Source organism: Acinetobacter sp. NS-4, assembly GCF_037402435.1.
GTDB lineage: Bacteria > Pseudomonadota > Gammaproteobacteria > Pseudomonadales > Moraxellaceae > Acinetobacter.
The window spans coordinates 173,327-186,704 of record NZ_JBBEUE010000005.1 but is presented as its reverse complement, the minus strand read 5'-3'; the positions used below and the strand labels follow the sequence as shown (position 1 = coordinate 186,704).

The following is a 13,378-nucleotide window of genomic DNA, read 5'->3' as shown; positions in this document are numbered from 1 at the left end:
ATCATCAACGATGTGTATGAATCGACATCACAATACCCATACTGGCCAGTAAAGCAATCACTGCCGAACCGCCATAACTCATCAATGGCAATGGATCTCCAGTCACAGGTAAAATACCGCTAGCCATGCCTGAATTTAAAAAGACAAAGAAAAAGAAAGTCAGACCAATCGAACCTGCAAACAAACGGCCAAAGTTATGAAAACTGTTCAGCCCGATCATGAGACAACGAATAATAATAGCTGCAAAAAGGCTGAATAATAAAAATACACCTACAAAGCCATATTCTTCAGCATAGGTCGACATAATAAAATCGGTATGATGTTCAGGTAAATAACCCAAATGCGACTGTGTTCCAGTTAAATACCCTTTACCGGTTAAGCCGCCAGAACCAATGGCAATTTTAGACTGAATGATATTCCAGCCCGCCCCCAGTGCATCAGACTCCGGATCAAATAAAGTCAGCACACGTTTCTTTTGATAGGCTTGTAATACAAACATCCATAATACTGGTGCTGCCACTGCCAAGGCAGTCAATGCAGCTAAAATTAAACGCCATGACATTCCACACAGGAATAAAGCAAAAATACCCGGAATAATTAAGCCAATATTCAAATCGGGCTGCAAAGCCACCAAAACAAAGGGAATCATCATCAAGATTAACCCAATCACGATATTACCAAACTTGGGCGGGAATGCACGACGCGAAAAATACCATGCCATCATCAGCGGCATGGAAAACTTCATCAACTCACTCGGCTGCATACTGCCAATACCGGGAATGGTCAGCCAGCGTTTTGCTCCCAAACGGGTATCCCCAATCACCAAAACCAGCATCAGCAGTACCAGTGAGATGATATAAAAATAGGGACTTGCAGCCTGATAAACTTTGGGAGGAACTTGGGCACATAAAAACATGAGGATGAAGCCCACAGCAAAACTTGTGGCTTGGCGAATCACCATGCTGTTATCTTGCATTGTCGCACTATAAACCACCATCAACCCCAAAGCTGCATTCAATATTAAAAAAGAAAGCAACCATGGATCTAAATGCAATCTAGTCCATCGGGATGAGTCATGTTTGATGCTTCTACCATCACGTAATGAGTGACGTAAAAAACGATACTGGGGTGATGGTATCATTTGAAATATTTGAACGTGTGGATGAGGTAAGAAATTATAAAATTAAAGTTATTCAGATTATACATCTGTAGCCATTTTTATTTTATTTTTGCGCCATTAAAATCAGTTTTGCCAGTTCCAGATCATCAGCATAGGTAATCTTGATATTATCTGATCGCCCCTGTACTACTTTCACCTGCTCACCTATATACTCCAGAGCACTAGCTTCGTCAGTAATGGTCATGCCATCCTGCAATGCGTTTTCAATCGCATACTTCAAAATGCCTAATCGGGAGATTTGAGGAGTTTGTGCTTGCCATAAATGATTGCGACTAACCGTCTTATCAATCGCATTTTCATGTGCAACATATTTCAAAGTATCACGCACAGGAATGGCCAAAATTGCACTGCAATTTTCCTGAATAGCGGTATTAACCAAACGGTTCAGACAATCTTGAGTCACACATGGACGTGCGGCATCATGTACAAATACCCAATCCTCTTCAGCTGCAAATGCGCCAAGATAGCTTAAGGCATTGAGAACCGAATTGACCCGCTCTGCACCGCCCGAACAAAAATGAGCCTTTTCAGGATTTGAAAATGTTAAGGTTTTTGCAACATCATCCTGTGCCCCAATAGCAAGAACATAACCTGCCAAAGGCAACTGATTCAGACGCGCAACGGTATGTTCAAGTACGGTTCGATCTTGAATGACTTGGTATTGTTTAAGTTCTGTTTTAGAAAAACGACTTCCGGAACCAGCAGCAGGAATGACTGCCCATATTTTAGGGTTCATCTTCGACTGGTGCTCCAGTGTCATTCTCATTTGTTCTTAAATCAACTTTGGCATTTGGATCAATATAAATCGGTTTATAGTGAGTACCAATGGTGCTCATTTGCACAAAAGTTTCATGTGGCTTGATCAAGCCCAAATCTAAACGTGCATGCTCTTCAATGGCTTCAATACCATTTTTCAAGTCATAGACTTCTGCAGCCAGAACTCGATTACGTTCTTTGAGTTCGGTATTTAATTCTGTTTGTTGTTGAATTTTTTGTGCCAGCTTCTGATGGTCATGGTAACCACCTTCACCAAACCAAAACAAGTACTGAAACCCTGCGATCAAAATGATCGCAAGGCCCAATAATACTTTACTCATTAAAGAGTCGAATACATTTAACATAAATGGCATTCAGTCGCTTAGTTCAAACCTTTGAACTCAGCTTTACCGCGATAAGCAGCATTAGTCAATTCTTCAATACGAAGTAATTGGTTATATTTCGCTACACGGTCAGAACGGCAAAGTGAACCAGTCTTGATTTGACCAGCGCCAGTACCTACTGCAAGATCCGCAATAGTTGAATCTTCAGTTTCACCAGAACGGTGTGAAATCACTGTAGAGTAACCATTTGCTTTCGCAAGGTAGATTGCATCTAAAGTTTCAGTCAAAGTACCGATTTGGTTGTATTTAATAAGAATAGAGTTAGCCACTTTCTCATTAATACCGCGTTGTAAAATCTTAGGATTTGTAACGAACAAGTCATCACCAACCAACTGGATTTTATCGCCCAAGATTGAAGTCAGGTAAGACCAACCTTCCCAGTCCGACTCATCCAAACCATCTTCAATAGAGATAATTGGGTATTGTTTTACTAAACCAGCTAAATAGTCAGAGAATTCGTTGCTTGTGAAAGCCTTGTTGCCTTCGCCCGCAAGAATGTATTGACCATTTTTGTAGAATTCTGAAGATGCACAGTCAAGCGCAAGCATGATGTCAGAACCTGCTTTGTAGCCAGTTTGACCAATTGCTTCAAGAATTACAGTGATCGCTTCTTCGTTAGAACGAAGGTTTGGCGCGAAACCACCTTCATCACCCACAGCAGTGTTTAAACCTTTTTTGTTTAATACTGATTTCAAAGAATGGAAGATTTCAGCACCGGCACGTAACGCTTCAGCAAATGAAGTGAAACCTACAGGCTCAATCATAAACTCTTGAATATCAACGTTGTTGTCTGCATGTGAACCACCATTGATGATGTTCATCATTGGTACAGGCATAGTCAAGATTGAGTTGTTGCGAAGGTCTGCGATGTATTGGAAAAGAGGAATTTTCTTTTCATCAGCAGCAGCACGTGCAGCAGCCAAAGACACCGCTAAAGTTGCGTTAGCACCTAGTTTTTCTTTGTTTTCAGTACCGTCTAAAGCAATCATCGTGTTATCGATGTCTTTTTGTTCGAATACAGATTTACCAAGCAAAGCATCACGGATTACAGTGTTTACGTTGTTAACCGCAGTTTTAACACCTTTACCTAAATAACGTGCTTTATCGCCATCACGAAGTTCTAAAGCTTCACGAGAACCAGTTGAAGCACCAGATGGTGCACATGCACGGCCTACTACGCCAGAGGCTAAGATTACGTCAGCTTCGATGGTAGGGTTACCACGAGAGTCCAAAATTTCACGTGCACGAATGTCAACGATTTGGCTCATGAACAATTCCTCAGTTGATTAATAAAGATGATGCGTCAAAAAGACGCATCAATGTAAATTGAGTTTAGTGTGTGTCGAGCTTTTGAAAGCCTTTCACCAAAGTATCTAATTCTTTCAATTGCGCCAAGAATGGCTCAAGTTGTGACATACGTAATGCACATGGACCATCACATTTGGCTTTGTCCGGATCTGGATGTCCTTCTAAGAACAAACCAGCCAAACCAGTTGCCATACCTGCACGTGCCAATGTGGCAATCTGCGCACGACGACCGCCAGCAGAGTCTTCACGCCCACCTGGGGTTTGTAGCGCATGGGTGACATCAAAGAACACTGGGACATTCATTTGTTTCATGGTGTCAAAGCCAAGCATATCGACAACAAGATTGTTGTAACCAAATGCTGAGCCGCGCTCACATAAAATCAATTTATCATTACCCGCTTCCAAACACTTGTTCATGATATGACGCATTTCATGCGGTGCAAGGAATTGTGCTTTTTTGATGTTGATAATGGCATCTGTTTTTGCCATTGCTTCAACCAGATCAGTCTGTCGACTTAAAAATGCAGGCAACTGAATAATGTCAGCAACTTCTGCCACAGGAGCAGCCTGATATGGCTCATGCACATCGGTAATGATGGGTACATTAAAGTGTTTTTTAATGTCTGCTAACCATTCAATCCCTTTTTCCAGGCCTGGGCCACGGAAAGAGTTCAAACTTGAACGGTTGGCCTTATCAAAACTTGCTTTAAACACGTAAGGAATGTCCAAACGTTTGCAGATATCTACATAAGTTTCTGCAATTTCAAAAGCGAGGTCTTTTGACTCAAGTACATTCATTCCGCCGAATAATACAAATGGCAAGTGATTTGCCATTTGTATATCGCCTAAACGTACAATTTCTTGTGGTTTTAATTGCGACATTTAAACTTTCCTAGTTTAGTCTTGCCCAGCCATTATTTGGTTTTTTGGTACTGTTTTTTCGCAGCATCAATAAAGCTGGCAAATAATGGGTGCCCATCACGTGGTGAACTTGTAAATTCCGGATGGAATTGTACAGCAATAAACCAAGGATGTTGAGGAATTTCAACTGTTTCTACCAAATGTTGTACTGGTGAATAACCTGAAATCTTCATGCCTTTTTCTTCAAGCACTGGAATATAGCGGTTGTTCATTTCGTAACGGTGACGGTGACGTTCAATGATTTCTGCTGAACCGTACACGTCACAAGTTTTAGTACCCACAACCAGTTCAGATTTTTGAGCACCCAGACGCATGGTACCGCCAAGGTCTGAATCAACATTACGTTGTTGAACTTCACCACGTTCATCTAACCATTCAGTAATCAAACCAATTAAAGGTGATTTAGTAGAACGGTTAAATTCAGTAGAAGTAGCATCAGGAATACCTGCAACATTACGTGCGTATTCGATTACAGCCAACTGCATACCTAAACAGATACCCAAGAATGGCACACCGTTTTCACGTGCGAATTTAATCGCTTGCATTTTGCCTTCAGTACCACGTTCACCAAAACCACCCGGAACCAGGATTGCATCAGCATCTTTCAATACTTCGCTTACATCTTGGCTTTCAAGTTCTTCAGCATTGACATAGTCGATTTGAACTTTCACACGGTTTTTAATACCAGCGTGTAAAAGTGCTTCGTTTACAGATTTATATGCATCTGGAAGCTCAACGTATTTACCAACCATTGCAACACGCACAGTGTATTCAGGGTTCAATAACGCGTCTACAACATGATCCCAGTCAGAAAGGTCTGCTTCTGGAAGGTCGTTATAGCCAAAACGTTCACAGATTAAATCATCAACGTTTTGTTCATAGAAGGTACGCGGGATTTGATAAATAGAACGGGCATCTTTACATACCACAACTGCACGCGCTTCAACGTTGGTAAATAACGCAATTTTGCGAGTGGTATCGGCATCAACATCATGTTCGGTACGGCAGATCAGGATGTCTGGTTGAATACCAATAGACAACAGCTCTTTTACAGAGTGTTGGGTAGGCTTGGTTTTGAGCTCTGCTGCTGACTTGATGTATGGAAGTAAGGTCAAATGCATAAGCATCGTGCGTTTATGACCAAGTTCTACCATTAACTGACGTACAGATTCCATGAATGGGAGAGATTCAATGTCACCTACTGTGCCGCCAATTTCAACAATGGCAACATCATAACCTTCGCCAGCGCGAAGCACACGTTCTTTAATATTATCAGTAATATGTGGAATAACCTGAACAGTACCACCCAGATAGTCACCACGGCGTTCTTTATTTAAAACATCCTGATAAACACGACCTGATGTGAAGTTATTCAATTTGGTCATTTTCGCACGACGTAAGAAACGTTCGTAATAACCCAAGTCCAAGTCAGTTTCCGCACCATCCTCTGTGACAAAAACTTCACCGTGTTGGAACGGACTCATCGTCCCTGGATCGACATTAATGTATGGATCCATTTTGACCATGGTCACTTTTAAACCACGGGCTTCTAAAAGCGCAGCCACAGATGCAGCTGAAATACCTTTACCTAGTGATGATACAACACCACCAGTAACGAAAATAAAATGGGTCATTAAGTTTCTCGTACAATGGAGCCTAAATTGGCCTACAATGTTGTGCGATTTTACTTTACTCTGTACCAATAAAGCAAAGTCATTCCGCATCAATTCATAGAACAATAAACAATTGGTTATTCTATCAGCATTTCCGATAAAAAATTAGAGTAACTTCATAGGATTTTCATATTCGTAATTGCTGTTATAATGGCAACATCCAATTAATGCTTTATTTTGTGCGATTATGAATAAGAAACTTTTACTTTGTGGTGCCATTGCAGCAGGTTTACTTTTAACAGCGTGTGTAAAAAAAGAAACACCAAAGGAAGATGAGCAAGAACAGGTTGAAACAACTCAACAAACTGAACAATTGGATCAACCTGCACAAGCAGAACCTTTAGAAGCTGTTGAAAATAACGAAACCCAAATTCCAACACAGGTAGAAGTTGAACGTCAGGAAACAGCAAATACCACGACTGAAATTCGTCGTGAAGTACGTGACGCACCGCAACAAAAGCCGGCTACTGAAGCAGCCCCTAAAACTGAAGCTCCGAAAGCCGAACCAAAGCCGACTTCAGAAGCATCAGCTAAATCTAATAATGAAGCACAATCTGAAGATGATGCCGTTGCTGCTGCCATTGCGGCTGCAACTCCTGCACTTGAAAACTAAATTTTATTTATATATAAAAACCCAGTAAAATCACTGGGTTTTTATTATTTTATAGATATCAACCAACATAATAAATAAAATTATGATTACCCCCCACAATCCATTAAACCGGTTTAATATAATAAAAATACACAACAAAAAATATTAAAATCAAGATTGATATTAATAAGTACGTATTTACATTATTAAAACTTTTAATGAATTTCAAAATATCCACAAATCAATTCCTCAAAAATATCAATCAAAACATTATAACATTTTATAATGTATTTTTTAAATTGTTTTATAAAAGATAATTTGAAATTAACTTTTTGTTTTAATTAAAAACAAACCCAATAGTTAACCACATCACATATACAAAAAATAATATGAATCATATAATCATTTTAATTTACTCAGTTTAAGCTAAAATAAATGAATATTTATTAATAATGTAAAAACATGATAAAAAAATGTTGTGCCTTACTTGAGCTCAATCAATTAAAAATTGCCTTTATTGAAAGCGCAAGCTCAGGCTATCTTTCCAGTCAATTTTCTATTTGCAAGAACAGCGGTGCAGAAATTTTGCTTGGCGGACTGGTCAGTTATGATCCCTCTATCAAGATTAATATATTGAATATTGATGCTGAACTTATTGAAAAATATACGGCCGAATCAGCCGAAGTTACTGAGGCAATGGCAAGGCAAGGAAAAAATCTCTTTACTCAAGCCGATATTATTGTTGCTTGTACCGGTTTACTCAAACCTGGTGGTAGCGCAACAGAAAGCAAACCTGAAGGCACATTTTTCACCTCAATTTTATACCTAAATAAAATTCATAACTTTCATTATTTTATTGATGGAACACCGTTACAACGGCTGGCTGTTTTAACCCAATATATTGCAGATGAAATAACCAAACTCATTCAGGGAATTTAATAATGTTTAACATTAAAACTTTCGCATTTAGCCTCATACTACTGCCCTGCACCTGTTTTGCAACCGTAGGCGGCCCTCAAAATATTGAAGTTCTGGGGTATGAAGGCAAAGAACAAAAAGTTTATCTGCTTAAACATTATCTGGATGGTCGTGGTCGCCTGCCACAACTCTATTATTATCAATTAAAAAACAACAAACAGCCTGAAAAACTGATTCAGGTGAGTTCACTGTATATCAATCCTAAAACCAAGAAAATTGATTATGACCAAGATAGTCGGCAGTTCGATAAGGAAATAGCGAAAATTAAAAAGCGGCTTAATCCCCTCGCGCCTATACCCAAATCGAGCATCAAGATTCAGGTGTTAAATAAAACCACCTCAAAACAACAGTCATGGTATGACCCTAAACAATATATTCCTAAATATACTTATAAATACCAGCTCAGCAGTAAAAACTTTAAAAGCCAGATCCACCAAGCAATTGATTACCGCTATGGATTAAACATCTCTCAAGCCTACAAAGTTCCTCAGCAACAGAAAATTTTAGCAGTGGTTAAATATCTGGGCCTGCCTTATGAAACTGGTTATAGCATTGAAGATCCGGTGTTATTGACTGCAAAAAAATAAAGCCTCTAATGAGGCTTTATTTTTGATTCAACACTATCAGACTTAAGCAGCAGAACTACGCTCGGCAATTGGAACCACTTTACGTAGTTCAGGACCGGTATAATCCGCACTTGGACGAATAATACGGTTATCCGCGCGCTGTTCCATTACATGCGCAGCCCAACCTGTTACACGCGACATCACGAAGATTGGCGTAAACAGTTTGGTTGCAATACCCATAAAGTGATAAGCAGAAGCATGGAAGAAGTCAGCATTACAGAATAATTTCTTCTCGCGCCACATCACTTCTTCACAGCGTACTGATACCGGATACAGTACCGTATCACCCACATCTTTCGCCAAACGTTCAGACCAGATTTTGATGATGCCATTACGAGGATCATTGTCTTTGTAGATGGCATGACCAAAGCCCATGATCTTTTCTTTACGTTCAAGCTTGCCCAGCATTTCACGTTCAGCTTCGTCGGCAGAAGTCCAGTTTTCAATCATTTCCATAGCAGCTTCATTAGCACCACCGTGTAATGGACCACGCAGTGAACCAATCGCACCGGTAATGCATGAGTGCATATCAGACAATGTTGAAGCACATACACGTGCCGTAAATGTTGATGCGTTGAATTCATGCTCTGCATAAAGAATTAATGATACATTCATCACCTGTTCATGCAATTCATTTGGTTTTTCACCACGAAGTAAATGCAGGAATTGCGCACCGATAGAATCATCATCGGTATTTTCTTCAATACGCACGCCATCATGGCTAAAACGATACCAATAGCAAATGATCGCAGGTAAGGTCGCTAAAATACGATCCGCAACATCTTGCTGCTCAGCAAAAGACTTTTCTGTTTCCAGGTTGCCCAGCATGGAAACGCCAGTACGCATCACATCCATCGGATGTGAATCTGCTGGAATACGTTCCAATACTTCTTTCAATGCTTGAGGCAATGCACGAAGCGATTTCAGCTTCGCCTTATAAGCTGCAAGCTGTTCAGTCGTTGGCAATTCACCAAAGAAAATCAGGTAAGCAACTTCTTCAAACTGGCAGTTCTCCGCCAAATCTTGCACATCATAACCACGATAGGTTAAACCTGCGCCGCTCTTACCTACTGTCGAAAGTGCGGTTTTACCTGCAACCTGTCCGCGCAATCCTGCACCTGTCAGTACTTTTCCTTCAGCCATTTTAATTCTCCTTTTTGAATTATTTATTTAAACAGTTTATCCAGAGTATTTTCAAACGTATGATAATCCAGGAATTCGTAAAGTTCTTTACGCTGTTGCATCTTATCCAATACGTTAACTTGCGTACCATTTTCACGAATAGAACGCATCACTTCCAAAGCTGCTTTCTGCATTGCACGCGTAGCAGAGAGTGGATAAAGCACCATGCGAATGCCTTGTTCACCCAACTCATCCACTGTGTAATAAGGTGTATCACCAAATTCGGTGATATTGGCCAATACAGGAACACCCACCGCATCACACACTGTTCTGTACATGGTGATATCTGTCATCGCTTCTGCAAAAATGGCATCTGCACCCGCTTCAACACATGCACATGCACGGTCAATCACGGCTTGCAGACCTTCTTTTTGTAAGGCATCAGTACGCGCCATCACTACAAAGTTTGAATCAGTTTTGGCATCTACCGCAGCTTTAATACGATCGACCATTTCTTGTTGGGTTACAATTTCCTTGTTCGGACGGTGTCCACAGCGTTTTTGTGCCACCTGATCTTCAATATGTACAGCTGCAGCACCTGCTGCAATCATCTGCTTCACAGTACGTGCGATATTAAATGCACCGCCCCATCCTGTATCAATATCTACCAGTAATGGCGTATCTACACGTTCGGTAATACGACGCACATCTTCTAATACGTTATCTAAACTGGTCATACCCAAGTCAGGCAAGCCATAAGAATAGTTGGCAACTCCTGCGCCCGATACATAAATGGCTTTATAACCCACTTCTTTCGCCATCATGGCTGCATAGGCATTCACTGTGCCGATAATTTGTAATGGCTTTTCCACTTCCAGTGCTTGTCTAAATCTTAAGCCTGCAGACATTTGTTGTGTCATCTTCCTTTCCACAGTTTCACTTTATTTATCGAAGTTTGAGTATATCCATAAACCCCTGTTTGGCCATGACTATTTAGAATCTTTACTCTATAACTTTAGTCAAATATTCACCAAAACTATAGTAATATTTCGTTTCTTCATAATTGTTTCTAAATAAGACAAAGCCGTTATTTCAAGAAATGTGTACATATTTTTGCTATGATTGCAATTGAATTAATTTTTTTGATTGTTGACACTAATACGCCATATGCAAGAACTCGCTCAATTAGAACCGCTCGCTCGTGATACACCACAAACAAAACGTGGTCATGAACGATGTCTGGCGCTTTTACTCAGTGCCAACGAGCTATTTCTGAAACATGGTTACGATGCCGTGTCCTTAGATGATATTGTCAATCATGCCGGTGGTTCCAAAGCTTCAATCTACAAATTTTTTGGCAATAAAGAAGGTCTATTTACCGCAATCTGTGATTATCGCCGTGAACTGTTTTTTAAAGATATCTGCATACCTTTTGAACACGGCAAAGACGATCTTCGTGCCTATTTAATTCAGACCCTGATGAATGTTAAGCAACATTTAATGCTTCCAGAGAATGCAGCCTTCCTTCGCTTAATCATTGAACAGACACAGCGCAGTCCACAACTTGCTCTATACATTCATGAACAGGGTCCAAAGCATATTCAAATGGCCATAGCCAATGCTCTAACCAAAGCCGATGAAATCGGCATTATTAAATGTAAACAACCGATTTATTCTGCTCAACTGTATTTTGGAATTATCCGCAATATTGAATGGTGCGTGCTCATGGGTGTTCCGATCCGTGAAAATGATCAGGAAACCATCAATTACATCACTTATTGCGTAGATCGTTTTCTGGAAGGCCATCAACAGGTCTAGTTTTTTTGCAATTCTCCCTGCATATAGTATATTAATCGATTCCCTTTCCATTTAACCAACCAACAACTAATTGTTGTTTTTTTCTATTCAGCAATTATTGTGGAGTAACCATGGCTCTACGTCATTTTCTAACTTTACGCGATTTATCGACTTTAGAACTGAATCAAATTTTGCAACGCGCGATTGAACTCAAACGTAAGCAACATAACAACGAAGTTTTCCAACCTTTTGTTGGCAAAGTCATGGGCATGATTTTTGAAAAATCGAGCACCCGTACGCGTGTTTCGTTTGAAGCAGGTATGAGCCAGTTTGGTGGTAGCGCAATTTTCCTATCATCACGTGACTCGCAATTGGGTCGTGGTGAACCTGTAGAAGATTCGGCACGTGTGATTTCAAGCATGCTTGATATTGTTATGATCCGTACTTTTGGCCATGACATCGTGGAACGTTTTGCTTCTTATTCAAAAGTTCCGGTAATTAATGCCTTGACTGATGATCATCACCCTTGCCAGCTTTTAGCTGACATGCAAACTTTTATTGAACACCGTGGTTCAGTTGAAGGAAAAACCGTGGCCTGGATTGGTGACGGCAATAACATGTGCAACTCTTATATTGAAGCTGCACACATGTGGGGCTTTAAACTCAAAATTGCTGCCCCCAAAGGCTATGAACCACAAGCAAAATTCTTGTCTGAATTTGCCCATTGCGTAGAACTTGTGGATTCTGCTGAAGATGCAGCCGTGAATGCTGACTTAATCGTGACTGACGTTTGGGCAAGCATGGGCCAGGAAGAAGAGCAAAAAATCCGTGAAAAAGCCTTTGCTGATTATCAGGTGAATGAGCGTTTAATGGATTTAGCACATCCTGATTGCCTGTTCATGCACTGCTTGCCTGCTCACCGTGGCGAAGAGATTTCAGAAAACATGCTAGACCACAAAAATGCTGTGGTCTGGGATGAAGCTGAAAACCGCCTGCATGCGCAAAAAGCGCTGGTCGAATTCTTGATCAATGAAAATTTAAAGAAAGATTAAGTTTTCAGACTAAAGTTTTCTAAAAAAGCACCTTCGGGTGCTTTTTTTATGCGTATAAAAAGTTTAATTTAAGCCATAAACTTTTTAAGTGATTATAACGATGCCTTTAAAAAAAATATTTATATGTTTAAGTACTTTTTTCATGCTCCATACAGCTCAAGCCAAAGCCACAGAACTTGATCAATATTTAGTTAAGAAACAGATTTTAGACAACTCATTTAAAATCCAAAACAGTAAAGCACTCGATGAAATTTTAGATGTGATTAGTGATGAAGACTCACGCACGCTGCCTTTCCAGATTGATCAAAACATGCTGATGGAAAAATACAAAATGAGTGCGAATAAAGTAGAAATTGAAGGTATTATCACCACAGCTGATTTTTCCCAGTTTGCACAAGATGTGGGTGAAAAAGAAGTCAAAAAGCTGATTAGAAAAAATATCCTGCAAAGTTGTAATTTGTTGTTTGAAAATGAATTTCAGCGGGTCAATCCATATAAGGTTGAGCTAAAACTTTCAGCTGAAAGTCAAAGTTATGACTTTAAAATCAAAAATAGTGAATGTACTTTCTAACAGCATAATTGGATACGTTAGTAGTGAATATATTCATGCACTAACGTATCAAACCTTGCGGCTGTAAAATAATAATCATCGCACCAAGTATGACGACTAATCCCCCTAACATATCCCAACGTGTCAAAGTTACATGGTCAACGAAACGTAGCCACATTAAAGCAGTAAAAATATAAATACCGCCATAAGCTGCATAAATTCGACCTGATGCGGCAGGATGCAAAGTCAGCAACCAGACAAACACCGCCAATGCCAGAGCAGTAGGCAACCATAACCACTGGGATTTCCCTTGATTCAGAATCAGATAAGGGAAATAGCAGCCTAAAATTTCCATCACAGCAGAGACTAAGAATAATAAAAATGTGGTGATAACTTTATTAAGCTGGATATCCATAATT

Annotated in this window: 15 protein-coding genes; 6 read left to right on the top strand and 9 right to left on the bottom strand. The window is 39.9% G+C overall.

What is annotated here, in order from left to right:
• Positions 1-4: 4 nt before the first annotated feature.
• From rodA to WAE57_RS06135, 6 genes are all read right to left on the bottom strand, one after another.
• A complete protein-coding gene (gene rodA, locus WAE57_RS06160; protein WP_337709195.1) occupies positions 5-1,141 on the bottom strand; it encodes a rod shape-determining protein RodA in 1,137 nt (378 codons plus the stop codon).
• An 82-nt stretch (positions 1,142-1,223) separates the two neighbouring features.
• Complete coding sequence (ispD, locus tag WAE57_RS06155) at positions 1,224-1,940, bottom strand: 2-C-methyl-D-erythritol 4-phosphate cytidylyltransferase (protein WP_337709193.1); 717 nt, start codon at positions 1,938-1,940, stop codon at positions 1,224-1,226.
• Positions 1,906-2,301 carry a cell division protein FtsB gene (gene ftsB / locus WAE57_RS06150; RefSeq protein ID WP_086174226.1) on the bottom strand — a complete coding sequence of 132 codons (396 nt, stop codon included), beginning with the start codon at positions 2,299-2,301 and terminating at the stop codon, positions 1,906-1,908. Before ftsB ends, ispD begins: the two co-directional genes overlap by 35 nt.
• Before the next feature lie 17 nt (positions 2,302-2,318).
• Positions 2,319-3,608: a phosphopyruvate hydratase gene (gene eno, locus WAE57_RS06145; RefSeq protein ID WP_086197812.1), complete on the bottom strand. Its 1,290-nt coding sequence runs from the start codon at positions 3,606-3,608 to the stop codon at positions 2,319-2,321.
• A gap of 64 nt (positions 3,609-3,672) precedes the next feature.
• The gene (kdsA, locus tag WAE57_RS06140) at positions 3,673-4,530 is read right to left on the bottom strand and encodes a 3-deoxy-8-phosphooctulonate synthase (protein ID WP_337709190.1); all 858 of its coding nucleotides are present in this window, start codon (positions 4,528-4,530) and stop codon (positions 3,673-3,675) included.
• A gap of 32 nt (positions 4,531-4,562) precedes the next feature.
• On the bottom strand, positions 4,563-6,203 hold the full coding sequence (locus WAE57_RS06135; protein ID WP_086174229.1) for a CTP synthase: 1,641 nt from the start codon (positions 6,201-6,203) through the stop codon (positions 4,563-4,565).
• Positions 6,204-6,429: 226 nt separating this feature from the next.
• Here WAE57_RS06135 and WAE57_RS06130 point away from each other — a divergent pair, with 226 nt between their 5' ends.
• From WAE57_RS06130 to WAE57_RS06120, 3 genes are all read left to right on the top strand, one after another.
• On the top strand, positions 6,430-6,855 hold the full coding sequence (locus WAE57_RS06130; protein WP_337709187.1) for an internalin: 426 nt from the start codon (positions 6,430-6,432) through the stop codon (positions 6,853-6,855).
• Between the two features lie 441 nt (positions 6,856-7,296).
• Complete coding sequence (locus WAE57_RS06125; RefSeq protein ID WP_337709185.1) at positions 7,297-7,773, top strand: CinA family protein; 477 nt, start codon at positions 7,297-7,299, stop codon at positions 7,771-7,773.
• A 2-nt stretch (positions 7,774-7,775) separates the two neighbouring features.
• Positions 7,776-8,399, top strand: a complete 624-nt coding sequence (locus WAE57_RS06120; RefSeq protein ID WP_237786415.1) for an aminotransferase — start codon at positions 7,776-7,778, stop codon at positions 8,397-8,399.
• A 42-nt stretch (positions 8,400-8,441) separates the two neighbouring features.
• Here WAE57_RS06120 and prpC read toward each other — a convergent pair whose 3' ends face one another.
• Positions 8,442-9,581 (bottom strand): 2-methylcitrate synthase, encoded by a 1,140-nt coding sequence (gene prpC, locus WAE57_RS06115; RefSeq protein WP_337709181.1) that lies wholly within the window; start codon positions 9,579-9,581, stop codon positions 8,442-8,444.
• A gap of 23 nt (positions 9,582-9,604) precedes the next feature.
• The gene (gene prpB / locus WAE57_RS06110; protein ID WP_086174234.1) at positions 9,605-10,480 is read right to left on the bottom strand and encodes a methylisocitrate lyase; all 876 of its coding nucleotides are present in this window, start codon (positions 10,478-10,480) and stop codon (positions 9,605-9,607) included.
• A 247-nt stretch (positions 10,481-10,727) separates the two neighbouring features.
• On the opposite strand from prpB, the gene WAE57_RS06105 reads away from it, so the two are divergent.
• From WAE57_RS06105 to WAE57_RS06095, 3 genes are all read left to right on the top strand, one after another.
• Positions 10,728-11,378, top strand: a complete 651-nt coding sequence (locus WAE57_RS06105) for a TetR/AcrR family transcriptional regulator (protein WP_301433455.1) — start codon at positions 10,728-10,730, stop codon at positions 11,376-11,378.
• A 110-nt stretch (positions 11,379-11,488) separates the two neighbouring features.
• Complete coding sequence (gene argF / locus WAE57_RS06100; protein ID WP_237786418.1) at positions 11,489-12,409, top strand: ornithine carbamoyltransferase; 921 nt, start codon at positions 11,489-11,491, stop codon at positions 12,407-12,409.
• A 142-nt stretch (positions 12,410-12,551) separates the two neighbouring features.
• Positions 12,552-12,980 carry a hypothetical protein gene (locus tag WAE57_RS06095; protein WP_337709176.1) on the top strand — a complete coding sequence of 143 codons (429 nt, stop codon included), beginning with the start codon at positions 12,552-12,554 and terminating at the stop codon, positions 12,978-12,980.
• 40 nt (positions 12,981-13,020) lie between these two features.
• On the opposite strand, the gene WAE57_RS06090 is transcribed toward WAE57_RS06095, so the two are convergent.
• Positions 13,021-13,374, bottom strand: coding sequence for a YnfA family protein (locus WAE57_RS06090; protein ID WP_337709174.1), 354 nt, complete (start codon positions 13,372-13,374; stop codon positions 13,021-13,023).
• Positions 13,375-13,378 lie beyond the last annotated feature (4 nt).